This is a genomic window from Enterococcus sp. SB12, from assembly GCF_030910025.2.
Taxonomy (GTDB): Bacteria; Bacillota; Bacilli; order Lactobacillales; family Enterococcaceae; genus Enterococcus_B; species Enterococcus_B faecium.
Map to the genome: position 1 here is coordinate 461,225 of NZ_CP175675.1, position 16,865 is coordinate 478,089.

Genomic DNA, 16,865 nt, shown 5'->3' on the forward strand with positions numbered 1-16,865 from the left:
TCCACTAAGGTGAAGCTTCGTTCTTTTTTTATTTTCCGGTTCTTTTTTCGCGTACAAAGTAATGGATCGTCATGTAAAGCAAGAAAACGAGTCCAATAATCAATGAGATTCTCGTTTCAGGATTGATAAACATGAAAATCAATACGATAGCTAAAAAAGCAAGTGTCACATAATTCGTATAAGGAGATAGTGGCATTTTAAAAGGATGATCATGCATTTTATCTGCGTGCTTCTTTTTGAAGCGAATCTCGCTGATCAAAATCACTACCCAAGGAACCATACCAGGCAAAATACTTGAGCTGTATACGAAAACGAAAATATTTTCTGACTGGTTGATGAACATTGGTAGAAGATAATTTAAGATCAGACCAATTAAGATTCCACCTGAGATTGCTACGACAGGATAAAAAGGCGCGCCGTGACGAGAAAGTTTCAGAAATTTTTTAGACATCTTTCCATTCATGGCAAGTGTATAGACCATACGACTTGCGCTGAAAATCCCTGAATTACAACCTGATAATGCCGCTGTAATCACGACAAAATTAATCAGTCCTGCAGCAAATGTAATGCCGACTTTAGAAAAAGTTTGTACAAAAGGTGAACCAATCTCACTCAATTGATTCCACGGATAGATACTCACAATGATAAAAATAGCACCAATATAAAAAATCAAGATTCGACCGATAGTGGACTGGACAGCTTCAATGATCGTCTTTTTAGGATTCTCTGCTTCACCAGCAGTCATTCCGATCAGTTCGATTCCCTGATAGGAAGCAACAACGATCGATAATGCAAAGAAAAATCCTTTGACGCCTCCAGTGAAGAATCCACCATTTTTCCAAAGATTTGAAATCCCTACTGCCTGACCATGATTACCAAATCCAAATAAGATTACCCCAAGACCTGCAATGATCATCAAAATGATCGTTATGACTTTGATGATCGAAAACCAAAATTCTAATTCGCCAAACGCCTTGACAGAAATAAGATTTGCCAGCATAAGAAACAAGACGACAATGATCCCGGGAATAATTGCCGGCAAATCAGGCCACCAATAATTCATATAAGATCCTACAGCAATCACTTCACTTATTCCTACGACAATATATTGAAAAATATTACTCCAAGCGGTCAAGTAGCCAGCCACAGGATGGATGTACTCGCTCGCGTAATTTGCAAAAGAACCAGTCGAAGGATCAACGTAAAGCATTTCGCCTAAAGCACGCATAATCAAATACAAAAAGAATCCTGCAATCGCATAGGCTCCCATCACTGAGGGCCCTGTCCAGCGTATGGTTGAGGAGGCACCCATAAAAAGACCGACACCGATCGTTCCACCTAGTGCGATCATTTGGATATGACGGGCACTAAGACTTCGAGTTAACTTTTCTTCTTCCATACAAAAACTCCTTTCGTTGTTGAGTCAACAAGAAAAAATAATCAAACGTTTCAACACATGTTTTTCATTATTAGGTTAGCCTTATTGAACTCTTGATGTGATTCTACAGAAAATTTTCATAAAATGCGAGGAAAATTCGAAAAAAACTTTTTCATCATTCTACTTGAAAATGCTTTCCATTTTAGTTAAACTATATTTAAATAAAAAGTTAGGTAAACCTAAAAAGGAGTGTAAGATTTGGAACGTACGGCCATTGTAATTCAAGAACTTTCAGCCGCTTATCAAGGGAAAACTGTTTTGAAAACTATCAACTTGACGATAAATCCACAAAAAATTACCGGTATTATCGGACCAAACGGTGCAGGAAAATCAACATTTATGAAATCTTTGCTAGAGTTGATACCAGCTACTACTGGTAAAGTCACCTTTTCTGGACAGCCGGTAAACTCAGTCCGTAAAAAAATAGCCTACGTGGAACAGCGAAGTGAATTGGATCTTTCCTTTCCAATTGATGTATTAGGCGTTGTACTTTTAGGAACATATCCATCTTTACGAATTGGACAAAGACCTGGGAAAAAAGAAAAAGAACGTGCAAGACAAGCTTTGAAAAAAGTAGGGATGGAAGAATATGCCAAAAGACAGATCAGCGAACTATCGGGTGGACAGCTTCAGAGAGTTTTTATTGCAAGAGCTCTAGCCCAAGGAGCAGAATGGATCTTTTTAGATGAACCATTCGTAGGGATTGATGCGTTAAGTGAACGAAAGATTTTTGACATCTTGCAGGAATTGAAGAATTCAGGAAAAACGATTTTGATCGTCCATCATGATCTTCATAAAGTAGAAGAATATTTCGATGAGGTTATTCTTTTAAATAAACAGCTGATTGCTTCCGGTCCAGTACAAGAAGTCTTTACATCGAAGAACCTTCAATTGGCCTATGGTGAGATCATCAGACATTTAGTAAAAGGAGGAGAGAAAAAATGATCCAATCCTTTATTGATGGATTAATGAATTATCAATTCCTGCAATACGCTTTGGTCACTTCCATGCTTGTAGGACTTGCTTCTGGAGTCATCGGTTCTTTTATTATTTTACGAGGGATGTCTTTGATGGGAGACGCTATCTCTCACGCAGTTCTTCCAGGTGTAGCCATTTCTTATATGTTTGGTTTTAGTTACATCTTTGGAGCCACTGCTTTTGGGATGCTAACAGCAGCAGTGATTGGTTTCGTGACTCAGCGGAGCCGATTGAAAAATGATACAGCGATTGGAATTGTCTTTAGCTCCTTTTTTGCATTAGGGATTATCTTGATTTCATATGCCCAGAGTGCGACAGATTTGTATCATATTTTATTTGGGAATGTCTTAGCTGTTAGGGAAAGCGATTTGTTGCTGACAGCACTCGTTAGTGGAATCGTCTTGATATTTGTCTTTTTCTTTTATAAAGAATTGAAGATCACATCATTCGATCCGACAATGGCAAAAGCTTATGGGCTGAACACATCGCTGATCCATTATCTTTTGATGTTCTTTTTGACATTAGTGGCTGTAGTCAGTTTACAGACAGTAGGAACAATCTTGGTGATTGCCATGCTGATCACACCAGCCGCCACGGCTTACTTGCTAACGAACCATTTACTGAAAATGATCATTACAGCTGCAGGAATCGGTATGCTAAGTGCAGTTGTCGGTGTGTTTTTCAGTTATAGTTACAATTGGCCATCAGGAGCTACGATCGTGTTAGCATGTACCGCATTTTTTATCCTTGCTTTTTTATTTTCTCCAACAAAAGGAATTTTATTTCAGAAAGGAAGCAGATAGATGAAAACAAAAAAATCACTCTTTTTAATCTTGGCAGTTAGTTTCTTGGTATTAGCCGGTTGCGGAAAGCAGGCTTCTGACCAAGCGGATGAAGGAAGTAAAGAAAAGTTGTCAGTCGTGGCTACCAATTCGATCTTGGCGGACATGGCAAAAGAGGTCGGAACAGATCAAATAGATATCCACAGTATCGTACCAGTCGGAACAGATCCGCATGAATATGAAGTACTACCAGAAGACATCAAAAAGGCAAGCGATGCAGATGTTATTTTATACAACGGTTTGAATCTTGAAACAGGTAACAGCTGGTTCGATAACTTGATGGAAACGGCTAAAAAAGAAGAAGGAAAAGATTATTTTGCAGTTAGCAAAAATGTAGAACCTCTTTATTTAACTAGCGGTGAAGAACATACAAAAGCAGATCCCCATGCTTGGCTAGACATATCTAACGGAATAAAATATGTGGAGGAAATCGCACGTATATTCTCTGAAAAAGATGCAGAAAATGCGACACTCTATAAAAAAAATGCAGAAGCATATGTGGAAAAACTAAAAGAATTAGATACACAAGCGAAGGAAAGTTTTGCTTCTATCGAAGAGAACAAAAAATTATTAGTAACAAGTGAAGGGGCATTCAAGTATTTTTCACGAGCATATGATTTGCCAGCAGCTTATATATGGGAGATCAATACAGAAAGTCAAGGTACGCCTGATCAAATGAAAGCGATCATTGATCAGATAAGAGCAAAAGAAGTACCGGTTTTATTCGTGGAAACCAGTGTAGACTCAAGAAGCATGGAACGGGTAGCAAAAGAAACGGGTTTGAAAATCTATGATAAACTGTTCACTGATTCCATAGCAAAAGAAGGAGAACAAGGAGATTCTTACTATCAGATGATGAAATGGAATATTGAAACGATCCATGAAGGTTTGTCACAAATAAAAGAAAGCTGAAAAGTGCAAGGTCTAGCTTGAGGAGCAGGCCTTGTATTTTTTATAAGAGATATGAAAAAAATTATGCTGTTTTTCGGCGTACAGATACCTTTTTTGAAGAAATTCCGTTATAGTTAGAGTAAGGAAGGAAGGTGTGGCTATGAATTTTACACGTAAAGATAAATATACGATTAAAGAAGAAGTCTTTCGATTGATCAGCCAGCAGGAAAATACCGACAAGGATCAAGACCTTCAATTTCTTGAAGCAGAATTAGCTAAATTATTCATAGCAAATCAAAATGAGACAACAGAACCAGATGAAGAGCTGTACATAGGCAAATGGTTGTTTGATGAATTTCAGCCTTTAGATGAAAATACCGGTATCGGTTATTTTGTGTTCCTTTCTCCAGTCGGCTTCACACCTGGCGTATTAGTTAAACAAAACGACGAAATAACCGTCAAAGCATGGCCTGCATTATTTTCAGTCATCAAAGCAGAAGGAGTAATCAAAAAGATCCAGTCGGCCTATTATAAAAGTCAATTTATTGCCAACAGCAAATTAATGAATATGTTTTATAATCGTCTAGTAGAAATTGCCAGGCCTGGGAAAATCCCGCAAATATTCACGTACACACAGCAAAAAAATCTCTATGAAGAAGTATTGTATTCCCGCGATCTGTCTGAGTTTTCGCCATGGGAAGAGGTAAGGCTTCATGAACTGTTAAGTACAAAACCAGTTTCATTGAATTTTTTTAATGCATTAGATAACAAAAGAAAATTAATTTCAACAAATTATTGGGAAGTATTTGCTGCAAGAAAAAAATGGATGGAAGAAAAGAAGATTGCCGATCAGCAGATCCAGTTTGTCCAGCTGAAAAAAGAAAAACTATATTATGGGTTATACAGCCGTTAACAGCAAGCGAGGAAGACCATGACATTAAAAGAAGAAATCATACAAGAAAGCAAACGATTAGGAATTGACAAAATCGGGTTCACCACGGCGGAACCTTTTGATTCATTAAAAGAATCGTTGGAAGAACAAAAAGCAGCTGGCCATACTTCTGGCTTTGAACATCCAAATATCGATGAGCGTCTTTATCCTGAAATGACATTTGATCAGCCGAAATCGATCATTTCCATTGCACTTGCGTATCCTACTAGGATCCATGAAGAAGTGCCTAGGGATGAAAAACGCGGACAGTTTGCTCGTGCTTCTTGGGGGATCGATTACCATGATATACTCAGAGACCGTTTGAACCGATTGATCGAATTCATCCAAACAAGAGCAGAAAAATGGCAAAAAGAAGAGGAATGGCGTCTAGCTCCGCAAGTAGATACTGGAGAACTGATCGATGTCGCTGTAGCACAGCGAGCTGGTTTAGGATTTATTGGACGAAACGGATTGTTGATCACTGAAGAGTTCGGTTCATTTGTCTATCTTGGTGAGATCGTTACTAATATTGTATTTGAGCCTGATAAACCAGGAGAATTTGGTTGCGGTGACTGTATGCGCTGCGTGACTGCTTGTCCGACAAAAGCATTGCTTGGTGACGGAAGAATGAATGCCCAGCGATGTTTGTCTTATCAAACTCAGACAAAGGGGATGATGCCGGAAGAATATCGTAAAAAAATGCGAAATGTCATTTATGGATGTGATATCTGCCAGTTAGTCTGCCCTTACAATCAAGGAAAAGATTTTCATTTTCATGAAGAGATGGAACCAAAAGTAGACGAAGTATATCCAAAATTAAAGCCAATGCTTTCGATGTCTAATAAAGACTTCAAACAGCAATTTGGGCATTTAGCTGGTTCATGGCGTGGGAAGAAACCTTTGCAGAGAAACGCATTGATTGCTTTAGCTAATCTAGGTGATCGAACGGCATTGCCTGAGATTTCAGAATGTTTAACAGATGTCCGCCCTGTCATCAGAGGAACAGCAGCTTGGGCTATTGGATGTCTAGGAACAAAAGAACCGGAAAAATGGCTTGATGTATTAGATGAAATATTAGCTAAAGAAACAGAAGAAGTCGTTATAAACGAATTGGAACATGCCCAGAAATTATTGCGGAGAAAGTTAAAGTAAAAAAATAGTTAACATTATTCAAAGTTTTTGTCCAGTAATTGTTGTAACAATTACTGGTTTTTTTGTATTTTTTACATTTTTTTAAGAGAATTTGATAAAAATCAAAAATTTTTTTGCTTTTTTTTATGGATTATTGCAGTGAATGTTACAGAATCTGCGTTTTTCATTCAAAAATAAAAAAACATAGAAAAACGATTACTTTGCTTATACAACAAGGTTTTTATGGTTTTGTATCAAAAAAATATTTGTTTAAATGTTACAAATATTAAATAATTCGTCATTTTGTCATTAAATGTCATGATTCTTTTACCTATGAAATATTTCTAAATGATAAAGTTAATAGCGTTGAAAGAATAAAAAACGGAGAAAAAAAGGAGTTTAATATGAATTCATTTAAGAAAATTGTTTTAGGTACAACTTTTGCTGCTGGTGCTACTGCAATGTTTGTAGGAACTACAAATGCTCACGCTGATGAAGTTTATACAGTAAAATCAGGTGATTCATTATCTAAGATCTCACAAAAATTTGCAGGAGACAACTCAATGATCGATGCAATTGCTGAAAAAAATTCGATCGCAAACATCAACCGCATTTATGTTGGTGAACAATTAACAATCCCAACTTCAAATGATTCTTCAGCAACAACAGAAAACAAAACAACAGAAAATACAGCATCTACAACTGAAACAGCAACGCAAGAACATACATACGTTGCACCTGTTGAAACAGTTGAAGTAGCTCCTGCTGCCCCAGCTGCTGCAACAGCGCCAACTTCAAGCTCTGCAAAAGAATGGATCGCACAAAAAGAATCAGGCGGTTCATACACAGCTACTAACGGACGTTACATCGGCCGTTATCAATTAGATGCTTCATACTTAAACGGCGACTATTCAGCTGCCAATCAAGAACGTGTAGCAGAACAATATGTAACATCTCGTTATGGTTCATGGGATGCTGCTAAAACATTCTGGTTAGCAAACGGCTGGTACTAAGCCGATAAAAGGAAAATGATGAAACCGAGAAACTTGTTTATTCAAGTTCTCGGTTTTTTTGTGTGAAAAATAACTCGTTTGCTTCCCACAGCGCAGCAGTACAAATAAAAACTCGAATAATGTATAATAAAGAAAACGTTTTTTTGTTTAGGGAATGAGGAGGAGCCATGAGTACAAAAGAGAGTCTCGAATTAAACGAAATCACAAGTGGAAATCCACTGTTATCCAGTATTCGATCGATTGTAGAAACGACATTTTACGGTAATAATGTTCATGAAGTTTTTGACAGGAAGACAGCTTATCAACTAGCAAAAGGGAGTCCAGGAACGATCATCGCAGATTTAACAATCTCACATGCTGAAGAACTAGATTTACCAGCTGATGTCAGGACACTAGTATTCAATGATGGAAACATTGTGGGAAGAACAGCAAGTGCTCGGCGGATCTTTGAGGACTTAGACAAGGAACAAAGCAAATACGAGAAAATTTTAAGAGAAGCTGTGTATCAAAGTCGCAAGCGCCAGTTTTACCATACAAAAGTAATCGTTGGCCTATCTGAAGAATTTTCTGTGCAAAGTCATTTGCTGATTCCAGAAGGATTTGAGAACAATTTGTATTCTTATTTGCTGAATTTTCAGCCAGCGAATTCGAAGATCTTAGAGACTTATCAAAAGTCTGTTTCCTTTGATGAGGGAGATCTTTATATCTTTTGTGATCCCGAGTGGACACATGAAACATTTCCCAATGGACTCATTTTGTTTGATGCTCTCCATAATACAGCGGCTGTGCTAGGATTACGTTACTTTGGAGAATTAAAAAAAGCGACTTTGACGCTTGCTTGGGCATTGGGAAATCGCAATGGTTTTATTGCCTGCCACGGTGGGATGAAACAATATGCTAGTAATGACCAGACCTATACGATGGCTGTATTTGGGTTGTCCGGTTCTGGAAAATCAACGATTACCTTAGCAAAACATACGGAAGGTCACTCTGTTTCGATCTTGCATGACGATGCTTTCGTTATTTCTCGAAAAAATGGTTTTGCTACTGCCTTGGAACCTTCTTACTTTGATAAAACACAAGACTATCCGTCTGATGATCCGGCCATTTCTTCTTTCCTTACTTGTCAGAATGTGGGCGTGACATGTACAAGTAAAGGAGAAAAAGTCCTAGTAACAGGAGATATACGAAACGGAAATGGGCGGACAGTCGAATCACGTTATGCGACACCCGACCGAGTCGATCATCTTAGCGAAAAGATCGATGCTGTTTTTTGGATCATGAAAGATGATTCGCCTCCGCCAATTATCAAGATCAATGACCCAGTTTTAGCAGCGTCTTTTGGTGCAACATTAGCAACAAAACGATCAGACGCGGAAAATATCACTACAAAAAGACAGCTAGATGAGCTAGTCATTGAACCATTTGCTAATCCTTTCCGTGTCTATCCTCTTAGGGAAGACTATCAAGCTTTTCGAGAGTTGTTTTTGAAACAGCAAACAGCCTGCTATGTCCTGAATACTGGATATTTCGATGATAAAAAAATCAAACCTGAAACGACATTGTCAATCGTTGAAAGAATCGTGCAACAAACGGCAGAATTCAAGTCGTTTGGTCCATTTGAAGACATCCACTATTTACCTATACCAGATTTTCCTGTTTCTTTTGAGGATACGTCCTATAAAAATCTGGTGAAACAACGACTTGATATTCGTTTACGATTCATTGAAGCTCAGATAGGAAAAGATCTCTTGCCAGATGAAGCAAAAGAAAGTTTGGAGAATTTGATTCAGAAATTGAACTAAAATAACAGCTTTTTCAAGAAGTAATCCATGCGCAATATCGCTCGGGATCCTTACTTGAAAAAGCTGTTTTTCTATGATGGATTTTTCGTAATATAGGTGGAGATGTCCTTTTGATAATCTTCCGTAGGCCAATGACCAGTATTTAAGAAGTTGGCTAATAGATAGCCGATATAAGGACCTGTGGTCAAGCCAGAAGAGCCTAGACCGCTAGCAGCCAGTAAGCTTGGATCATCTGTCAGTACGCCGAAAAATGGGGAAAAATCTGACGTATAAGCACGGGTACCTACACGGAACTCGTATGGCCAGTTTTTTATCTGATCTGGATCAGTCAAGAACTGTTCTGTACTCTTAGTCAATCCCTTATAAGCTTCGCTAGTAGGAGCCAAATCCCAGCCTTGATCGTTTTCATGGGTAGCACCTAAAAGGATCTTTCCATCCATGAAAGGAATGAAATCAGCTTCTCCGTCAAGCATAGCAACAGGCCAGTCTTGACTCATCTTATAAGATGTCTGAAATGCTAAGAGCTGCCCTTTTTGCGGACGTATATCTGCAGCATAGCCTAATTCTTGTAATAAAGGCTTAAGTGCCGGGCCAGGTGTCAAAATTACACGATCAGCTGTGTATTCTCCAAACGGTCCCTTGATGAGCCAAGAATCGCTCTTCTTATGCAAAGTGACTTTTGCCTGGATCTGCTCCATTTGTTTTTGTGCTAAACGCTGACCAAGATGTTCTAAATATGCTTTTCCATCCAGACGACCACCACCACTGATACGCAGTGAAACTGCTGGTTTCAATAACGGAAGTGCTTGAGATGTCTGTTCAGGTGAAAGCCATTCGATGTTTCCAATTTCTGGCGCTTCTTCTTTTCGTTTCTCGGCAAGAACAGCCAATTCAGCTAAATCTTTTTCAGGTCGAAGCAAAAGTGTCCCTGATTGTGCGTAAATCGTTTGATCAAGTTGGAAATCTTTTATAAGTTTAGGGAAAAAAGCAGCGCCGTCTTTAGCCAGACGATACCATTGTTTGTTTCTGCGTTTCGACAACCAAGGGGAGATAATCCCAGCGCTAGCTTTAGTTGCCTGTCCTGTCCCTTCATCAAATAAAGCAACATTGAATTTTGATGTATCTAAGTAACTGGCTAGGGTCATACCAATGATCCCGCCACCGATAATGGCAATTTTTTCCATAAAAAAGCCTCCTTTTACAAACAACCATTTTCACACAAAAAAACGGCAGATGCAACACCTGCCGTATATGGAATCTACGCTTTTTTAGCAAAGAACAGATAATAGGCGAATCGAGCAAAGCTTACGAGAAGCAACAGCAACAAGACGCCTAATGCTGCTTTTGATCCTAATGTAGTAGACACTTCATAGTTATGGGAAGTATGATGCTGGACGTAATTGATAATGACCGCTACTAATGAAGTAGCCACAGCGCCAGAAAACTGCTGCAAGGTATTGAACATTGCGTTCCCGTCTCCTTGTAGTTCTTCATTCAGTGCATTCATTCCGGTGGTCATCATATTGCTGTAAGATAATCCGATACCGATCATATAAAACACATGACAAGCAATCAATACACCCACTGAAGCGTGTCCTATGAGTAGGAATAATGCTAGCCAACCAATCAAAGAAAGAATCAGCCCAGCAAAAATTGGCTTCTTCGGACCATATTGATCCAGCATTTTCCCGGAAAAAGGAGAAAGCAAAGCACCAACCGCTGCGCCGGGAAGCATCGCTAATCCAGCGACAAAAGGACTACTTCCTTGAACGATCTGAAGGAAATTCGGCAAGACAAAAGATACACCAAGTAATAAAAACTGATAAACTAAGAAGCCAATCAAAAACAAGCGGAATGTTTTATTTGAAAGAATAGACAGTCGGATCAGCGGATGCTCCACTTTTTTACTTCGATAGTAAAAAAGGAACCAGCCAATACCGCCGATGATTAAAGCAATCCAGCTGGAAACTGTTCCCAACGTACTCAAAAATGTTAGACTTCCACTAAACAAAAGACAAATTCCTAAAACGCTTATCCAATCCAAATAACCACTTTTTTGTACTGCCATCTCGGGAATAGCAAACCAGCCGATAATCAAAGAAAGAATCAAAACGGGCACAAGAAACAGGAAGATATGATTCCATGTAAAATGTGAAGTCATAATGCCTCCATAAGTGGGACCAATTGCTGGAGCAATGGCCGTTGTCAAAGTACCGACACCCATCATCGCGCCTCGTCGATTGAGGGGGGCAAATGTCAAGATAATATGGAACATCAACGGAAGAGCGATACCTGTCGCTGCACCTTGGAGCAATCGACCAAACAATAGGACCATGAAGGTAGGAGAGAAGAAATCGATCATTATACCTGCCAAGAAAAGCAGATTTGAAGCTAAAAAGAGTTTTTTGAGACTAAAATTGCGATTCAAATAAGTAGACAGCGGAACAATGATCGAAATCATCAAAAGATAAATCGTTGTTACCCATTGGACTTGTGCAGTCGTTAAATCAAACTGTCTGATAAGAGTTGGGAAAGTTACATTCATGGCCGTCTCGATCAATACGCCCGCAAAAGACATCATCCCTGTTGCAATTACTGCAGGTACTAAAAGCAGCTGTTTTTGTTTTGTCATTTACATCACCTCTAAAAAATTTCGTAAAAAAAGAGAGTGATTTCTATTATAAAAATAGAAACCGCCTCTCTCTCGACACGCCGAAACGTGTTATCTGTACGATTTATTTACTTAACTTATTCTAGCACAAACTGAAAAATAGTGTCAACACGATTAGCCAAGTCACTCAAAAAGAGGTATGATAATAAATAATTAAATGGAATTTCGCAGAGGAAGAAAAATGGAAAAAATTGAATGGCGTAAAGACAAGAGCTATAGTATGAAAAAAAGCCCGCAAATACTAGAGGTTCCTAAAAAACCATTCTTTAGCATCAGAGGGATCGGCGACCCGAATCAGGAAGACTTTAAACGAAGAGTAGCCTGTCTATATGCAGTCAGCTATGCAATACGCATGTCGCCTAAAAAAAATTGGCTGATTCCTGATTATCAGATGTATACTGTCTATCCACTGGAAGGACAATGGGGACTGCAAGAAAAGTATTTGCATGAACCAGTGATGAAAAAAGAACATTTTTCTTATCAATTGATGATCCGACAGCCTGACTTTGTTACAGAAGCGATAGCACAAGAAGCCATTCAGCGTTCTAGCAAACTTCCGGAAGACTTGAAAGAACAAGTAGTATTCAAAAAGATGGAAGAAGGTCTTTGTGCCCAAATCTTACACGTCGGGCCCTATGACGAAGAACCAGCAACGTTTGAGAAATTAGAAGCATTCATCGCAAAAGAAGGCTATGAAAGAGCTTCTAAAGAACACAAAGAGATTTACATCAGCGATCCAAGAAAATCAGCACCTGAAAAAATGAAGACGATTTTGCGTGTTAAAATAGAAAAAGGTTAGCAACCTGAATGAAAACAAAAAATAAAAGTAAAAAATACCAAAATATGAAGAAATATTACTTATCTTTTGCTATAATCAACATTGAGAGGTGTCTAATATGAAAAAGAAACAGCGACAAGCACTGATCCGCCAGATCATTACAGAACAACCTATTGGGACACAGGAAGAGCTGCTTGCGCGGCTGCATGAAGCAGGCGCCGATGTGACTCAAGCAACGATTTCTCGAGACATTCGAGAAATGAAATTAGTAAAAAGTCAAAATGAAAACAAAATAGTACGCTATACATTATTTAACCAGCCATCTGTTTCTTTAAATGAAGAACGTTTGCGTACAGCAATTAGACGCGAGGTTTTGCGTATCCAGTCTGTTCAGTTCATGGTCATCGTATTGACTGAACGAAATGGTGCCGATGTGGTAACGAATTGGCTAGATGAAGTGGCTTACCCTGAAGTTGTCGGAACGATGGCCGGTGTAGATACATTCATTATTATTTGCCGCTCAGAAGAAGAAGCACAGCGATTTGCAGAAAAGCTGGAAAAAATGAGGGAATAAATGAGGAGGACTTTTATATGAAAGATATGAAAGCGCTACAAAATGGATCGGATATTCGAGGAATCGCATTACCAGTTGAAGGTTATAAAGTAAACTTGACGACAGACATGGTAAAAAAGATCGGCTGGGGACTAGCAAACTGGATAAAGAAAAAGAAGAAGTCAACCAATCCAAATAAAAAATGGACGATTGGGATTGGTCATGACAGTAGGATAAGCGGACCAGCACTGAAAGAGGCGTTGATCCAAAGTCTGAAAGAACAAGGGATACATGTCATCGATTTCGAATTAGCTACTACGCCTGCTATGTTTATGTCCACTCAATTTGAACAGTTCTCGTGCGATGCTGCGGTTATGCTGACTGCTAGCCATCTTCCCTATTATTATAATGGAATAAAATTCTTTACCTCAGAAGGAGGAGCAGAAAAAGAAGATATTGCTTTTATCCTATCACAGCAGCAAAAAATAAAAAGCGAACAAACTGGAAGCGTAGAAAAAGCAGACCTGTTGACACCTTATGCGCAAGATTTAGTCGCAAAAATTAAAGAGAGGATTGGAACACTAGAAAGCAAACCACTAAATGGTTGGAAAATCATTGTTGATGCCGGAAATGGTGCTGGTGGATTCTTTGCTGAAAAAGTATTGAATAGCTTAGGTGCGGATTCAACAGGTTCCCAATTTTTGGAACCAGATGGCCGATTTCCTAATCATATCCCAAATCCTGATAATAAAGAAGCGATGGAAAGTATCAAGCAGGCTGTTTTAGCAAATGAAGCAGATCTTGGGATCATTTTCGATACAGATGTGGATCGTTCTGCAGTTGTCAGTGCTTCCGGAACAGTGATCAATCGAAATAATTTGATCGCAGTATTAAGTACAATCGTATTAAAAGAGCATCCAGGAACAAGAATCGTGACGAATTCCCCTACTTCTTCTCATCTACAAAGATTCATTGAAGAAAAAGGAGGCATCCAAGTTCGTTATATTTCCGGCTATCGAAATGTAATCAATAAAGCATTAGAACTTAACCGTCTTGGGAAAGATACACAGCTAGCCATCGAAACAAGCGGACACGCTGCATTCAAGGAAAATTATTTTCTGGATGATGGTGCATATGTCATCGCAAAGATCCTGATGCTTTTGCCAGAATTAAAAAGAAAAGGTATCACATTAGATGAACAAATCAAAGAGTTGAAACAGCCCGTAGAAGTACAAGAAATCCGACTAAAATTGTTCAGCGATGAACCACGCGAACAAGGAAACAAGATATTAGAAGAAATGAAGCGACTGTTGGAAGAAGAAAAAGGGATGAACTTCGACCCGGAAAATGAAGAAGGTATTCGGTATGATCTAGAAGAGCCATACGGAAACGGCTGGTTTTTGATCCGTTTAAGCTTACATGAGCCGTTACTAGTATTACAGATAGAAAATGATGAATTCGGAAAGAACAAGTTGGCGTTAGTAAAATTAGCAAAATTATTCGGACATTTTTCTGATCTTGAATCATTAACAGCAGAATAAACCAGTCTTTTTGAAAGGCTAGTTGCTTGGACGGCAAAAAAAGTGGTATGGTTAAATCGAGTGCTGGTAGGGAGACCAGCAAAAGGAGGAAAAAATGGTAACGAATATGGTTATTTTTTTAACAGTATTGGTTTATGGGGTCAACTTTCTGGTATATATGTATCTTAAAATCAATCATATAAAAGATTATGTAGAAAAGATTGCTATTTATTTTGGAACAAATATGACGCTGTTGTTCACGAGTAGTATTTTTTTGTTTTTTGGAAAAATAGTAGAAGACGGCATTCTGGTATTCGAATAAGCAGAATTTTTGTAGAAAGCGCCTTACTTGTCATACACTATAATTATAGCCAAGTAGCAAATGGTCAATCGAAAGGAGCAGTACAATGAAAAAAGCATACGAAACAGCAATGATCAACCATGGCGGGCGCAATGGAGAAGTCGAGGCACCAAATGGCTCGATGCATATGAAAATCACTCCTCCAGGAATCCATGCAGAAGGAACAAATCCAGAACAATTATTTGCAGCAGGTTATGCTTCTTGTTTCAATGGGGCGGTACAACATATGATCAAAGAAGCAGGAATGACAGCAGAGTCCACAGTAAAAGCACGTGTCTCTCTTTATAATTTAGATGATGGCGGCTATCAGATCGGTGTAGTATTAGAAGTGCATATCGATGGCATCAGCGAAGAAGAAGCCCAAAAAATTGCAGAAGATGCGCATGAATTCTGCCCTTACTCCAAAGCAACTAGAGGAAATATCGATGTAGAAGTAACGATTGTTTAGAAGAATAAAGGAAATCGAACCAGACTAAAAACGTGAAAGGACCGCTTTTTGTCTGGTTTTTTTTGACAAATAAAGCAGATGATTTGGAGAATAGACAATTATCGGTTATCATATTTTTATACCAATCGGTAGGTAAAAAAAGAAGCGAGGGAAAAAGGATGGAAAAATATCAAAATATTGTGATCGGTTTTGGAAAGGGCGGTAAGACTTTAGCGAAGGCGTTAGCTTCAAAAGGCGAATCGGTTTTAGTCGTTGAAAAGTCAACACGTATGTATGGCGGAACATGTATCAACATCGGCTGTATTCCTTCTAAATCATTGATTTTCAATGGAGAAAGAGGAATCGACTTTACAGAGGCTGTTGCTCGGAAAGAAAAATTGACGGGCATGCTTCGCGCCAAAAATTATCATATGATCAGCGATGAGGCAACTGGGACAGTGATGGACGGTACAGCACGTTTTCTTTCTAACCATCAAATCGAAGTGACGAATAATGGTGAAAAAGTGATTGTTGAAGGCGAACGGATTTTCATCAATACTGGTTCTGAACCAATCATTTTACCAATCAAAGGATTGAATACAAGTCGCTACTTGATTGATTCTACGCAAGCGATGGATCAGGAACAATTACCGGAAAAATTAGTGATCATCGGGGCTGGATATATTGGCTTGGAATTTGCATCAATGTTCAATGAATACGGATCTAAAGTTGTCGTTCTTGATGCCCATCCTGAATTTCTTCCTCGTGAAGATGAAGATATCGCGCAAATGATTTTAGAAGACATGACAAATGCGGGAATCGAATTCCATCTAGGTGTATCTGTAGATCAAGTAGCAGACCAAGAATCAACAGCTGCCGTCACCTTTACAGAAAATGGCCAAGAAGTAACAATCCAAGCGTCAAAAGTTTTGGCTGCAACTGGAAGAAAACCAAGTACAGCATCACTTGGATTAGAAAATACAGATGTTAAACTAACAGATCGCGGAGCAATCGCTGTGGATGAATACCTTCGTACAGATGCAGACAACATTTGGGCGATTGGAGACGTCAAAGGCGGATTGCAGTTCACTTATATCTCTCTAGATGATTATCGAATCATTATGGATCAGTTGAAGGGCGAGAATAAACGAACAACGAATAACCGGAAAGCTGTGCCTTACAGTGTATTTATCACTCCGACTTTATCCAATGTAGGTTTAACAGAAAAACAAGCCAAAGCACAAGGCGTCAATTACAAATTATTCAAGTATATGACAAGCGGTGTCCCTAAAGCACAAGTATTAGAAGATCCTAAAGGTGTATTCAAAGTTTTAGTCGACCCTGAAACTGACTTGATTCTAGGGGCAAGTATCTATGCGGAAGATTCTCATGAAGTCATCAACTTGATTTCGCTAGCTATGAATGGAAAACTTCCTTATACGTTATTGAGAGATCAAATCTATTCTCATCCAACAATGAGTGAAGCTTTAAATGATGTATTAAAATAAATAACGAATGGAGAATCC

Annotated in this window: 16 protein-coding genes; 13 read left to right on the forward strand and 3 right to left on the reverse strand. The window is 38.7% G+C overall.

The genetic code is table 11. From position 1 onward, the window contains the following. Positions 1-28 precede the first annotated feature (28 nt). The gene (locus tag RBL01_RS02200) at positions 29-1,399 is read right to left on the reverse strand and encodes an amino acid permease (RefSeq protein ID WP_002318348.1); all 1,371 of its coding nucleotides are present in this window, start codon (positions 1,397-1,399) and stop codon (positions 29-31) included. Positions 1,400-1,636: 237 nt separating this feature from the next. Between RBL01_RS02200 and RBL01_RS02205 the strand changes: the two genes are divergently transcribed. The 7 genes from RBL01_RS02205 (at position 1,637) to RBL01_RS02235 (ending at position 9,029) form a co-directional block, all read left to right on the forward strand. Further along, positions 1,637-2,383 carry a metal ABC transporter ATP-binding protein gene (locus RBL01_RS02205; protein WP_002318347.1) on the forward strand — a complete coding sequence of 249 codons (747 nt, stop codon included), beginning with the start codon at positions 1,637-1,639 and terminating at the stop codon, positions 2,381-2,383. Next, positions 2,380-3,219: a metal ABC transporter permease gene (locus tag RBL01_RS02210; protein WP_002286845.1), complete on the forward strand. Its 840-nt coding sequence runs from the start codon at positions 2,380-2,382 to the stop codon at positions 3,217-3,219. Before RBL01_RS02205 ends, RBL01_RS02210 begins: the two co-directional genes overlap by 4 nt. Then, on the forward strand, positions 3,220-4,170 hold the full coding sequence (locus RBL01_RS02215; protein ID WP_002328561.1) for a metal ABC transporter substrate-binding protein: 951 nt from the start codon (positions 3,220-3,222) through the stop codon (positions 4,168-4,170). Between the two features lie 139 nt (positions 4,171-4,309). Then, positions 4,310-5,062, forward strand: a complete 753-nt coding sequence (locus RBL01_RS02220) for a hypothetical protein (RefSeq protein WP_002327438.1) — start codon at positions 4,310-4,312, stop codon at positions 5,060-5,062. A gap of 18 nt (positions 5,063-5,080) precedes the next feature. Further along, a complete protein-coding gene (gene queG, locus RBL01_RS02225) occupies positions 5,081-6,232 on the forward strand; it encodes a tRNA epoxyqueuosine(34) reductase QueG (protein ID WP_038809666.1) in 1,152 nt (383 codons plus the stop codon). Between the two features lie 383 nt (positions 6,233-6,615). Beyond that, entirely contained in the window at positions 6,616-7,224 is a 609-nt protein-coding gene (locus RBL01_RS02230) for a LysM peptidoglycan-binding domain-containing protein (RefSeq protein ID WP_002286836.1), read from the forward strand. A 167-nt stretch (positions 7,225-7,391) separates the two neighbouring features. Further along, a complete protein-coding gene (locus RBL01_RS02235) occupies positions 7,392-9,029 on the forward strand; it encodes a phosphoenolpyruvate carboxykinase (ATP) (RefSeq protein ID WP_307780911.1) in 1,638 nt (545 codons plus the stop codon). A 71-nt stretch (positions 9,030-9,100) separates the two neighbouring features. On the opposite strand, the gene RBL01_RS02240 is transcribed toward RBL01_RS02235, so the two are convergent. Both RBL01_RS02240 and RBL01_RS02245 read right to left on the reverse strand, forming a co-directional pair. Next, entirely contained in the window at positions 9,101-10,213 is a 1,113-nt protein-coding gene (locus RBL01_RS02240; RefSeq protein WP_002327436.1) for an NAD(P)/FAD-dependent oxidoreductase, read from the reverse strand. A 74-nt stretch (positions 10,214-10,287) separates the two neighbouring features. Then, a complete protein-coding gene (locus RBL01_RS02245; protein ID WP_002293681.1) occupies positions 10,288-11,661 on the reverse strand; it encodes an MFS transporter in 1,374 nt (457 codons plus the stop codon). Between the two features lie 220 nt (positions 11,662-11,881). Here RBL01_RS02245 and RBL01_RS02250 point away from each other — a divergent pair, with 220 nt between their 5' ends. The 6 genes from RBL01_RS02250 (at position 11,882) to RBL01_RS02275 (ending at position 16,847) form a co-directional block, all read left to right on the forward strand. Beyond that, on the forward strand, positions 11,882-12,499 hold the full coding sequence (locus RBL01_RS02250; protein ID WP_002325134.1) for a GyrI-like domain-containing protein: 618 nt from the start codon (positions 11,882-11,884) through the stop codon (positions 12,497-12,499). 97 nt (positions 12,500-12,596) lie between these two features. Continuing rightward, positions 12,597-13,052, forward strand: coding sequence for an arginine repressor (gene argR / locus RBL01_RS02255; RefSeq protein WP_002286829.1), 456 nt, complete (start codon positions 12,597-12,599; stop codon positions 13,050-13,052). 17 nt (positions 13,053-13,069) lie between these two features. Continuing rightward, positions 13,070-14,572: a phosphomannomutase/phosphoglucomutase gene (locus tag RBL01_RS02260; RefSeq protein WP_307780912.1), complete on the forward strand. Its 1,503-nt coding sequence runs from the start codon at positions 13,070-13,072 to the stop codon at positions 14,570-14,572. Between the two features lie 94 nt (positions 14,573-14,666). Continuing rightward, positions 14,667-14,873: a hypothetical protein gene (locus RBL01_RS02265; protein ID WP_002293677.1), complete on the forward strand. Its 207-nt coding sequence runs from the start codon at positions 14,667-14,669 to the stop codon at positions 14,871-14,873. A gap of 85 nt (positions 14,874-14,958) precedes the next feature. After that, complete coding sequence (locus RBL01_RS02270) at positions 14,959-15,360, forward strand: organic hydroperoxide resistance protein (protein WP_002286825.1); 402 nt, start codon at positions 14,959-14,961, stop codon at positions 15,358-15,360. Between the two features lie 158 nt (positions 15,361-15,518). Continuing rightward, positions 15,519-16,847 (forward strand): FAD-containing oxidoreductase, encoded by a 1,329-nt coding sequence (locus tag RBL01_RS02275; RefSeq protein ID WP_002327434.1) that lies wholly within the window; start codon positions 15,519-15,521, stop codon positions 16,845-16,847. Positions 16,848-16,865: the final 18 nt, after the last annotated feature.

Coding starts and splice junctions, on each gene's coding strand:
- RBL01_RS02230 (WP_002286836.1), top strand. CDS start 6,616: ATGAATTCATTTAAGAAAATTGTTTTAGGTACAACTTTTGCTGCTGGT.
- RBL01_RS02275 (WP_002327434.1), top strand. CDS start 15,519: ATGGAAAAATATCAAAATATTGTGATCGGTTTTGGAAAGGGCGGTAAG.
- RBL01_RS02210 (WP_002286845.1), top strand. CDS start 2,380: ATGATCCAATCCTTTATTGATGGATTAATGAATTATCAATTCCTGCAA.
- RBL01_RS02265 (WP_002293677.1), top strand. CDS start 14,667: ATGGTAACGAATATGGTTATTTTTTTAACAGTATTGGTTTATGGGGTC.
- RBL01_RS02270 (WP_002286825.1), top strand. CDS start 14,959: ATGAAAAAAGCATACGAAACAGCAATGATCAACCATGGCGGGCGCAAT.
- RBL01_RS02220 (WP_002327438.1), top strand. CDS start 4,310: ATGAATTTTACACGTAAAGATAAATATACGATTAAAGAAGAAGTCTTT.
- RBL01_RS02245 (WP_002293681.1), bottom strand. CDS start 11,661: ATGACAAAACAAAAACAGCTGCTTTTAGTACCTGCAGTAATTGCAACA.
- queG (WP_038809666.1), top strand. CDS start 5,081: ATGACATTAAAAGAAGAAATCATACAAGAAAGCAAACGATTAGGAATT.
- RBL01_RS02235 (WP_307780911.1), top strand. CDS start 7,392: ATGAGTACAAAAGAGAGTCTCGAATTAAACGAAATCACAAGTGGAAAT.
- RBL01_RS02215 (WP_002328561.1), top strand. CDS start 3,220: ATGAAAACAAAAAAATCACTCTTTTTAATCTTGGCAGTTAGTTTCTTG.
- argR (WP_002286829.1), top strand. CDS start 12,597: ATGAAAAAGAAACAGCGACAAGCACTGATCCGCCAGATCATTACAGAA.
- RBL01_RS02250 (WP_002325134.1), top strand. CDS start 11,882: ATGGAAAAAATTGAATGGCGTAAAGACAAGAGCTATAGTATGAAAAAA.
- RBL01_RS02200 (WP_002318348.1), bottom strand. CDS start 1,399: ATGGAAGAAGAAAAGTTAACTCGAAGTCTTAGTGCCCGTCATATCCAA.
- RBL01_RS02240 (WP_002327436.1), bottom strand. CDS start 10,213: ATGGAAAAAATTGCCATTATCGGTGGCGGGATCATTGGTATGACCCTA.
- RBL01_RS02260 (WP_307780912.1), top strand. CDS start 13,070: ATGAAAGATATGAAAGCGCTACAAAATGGATCGGATATTCGAGGAATC.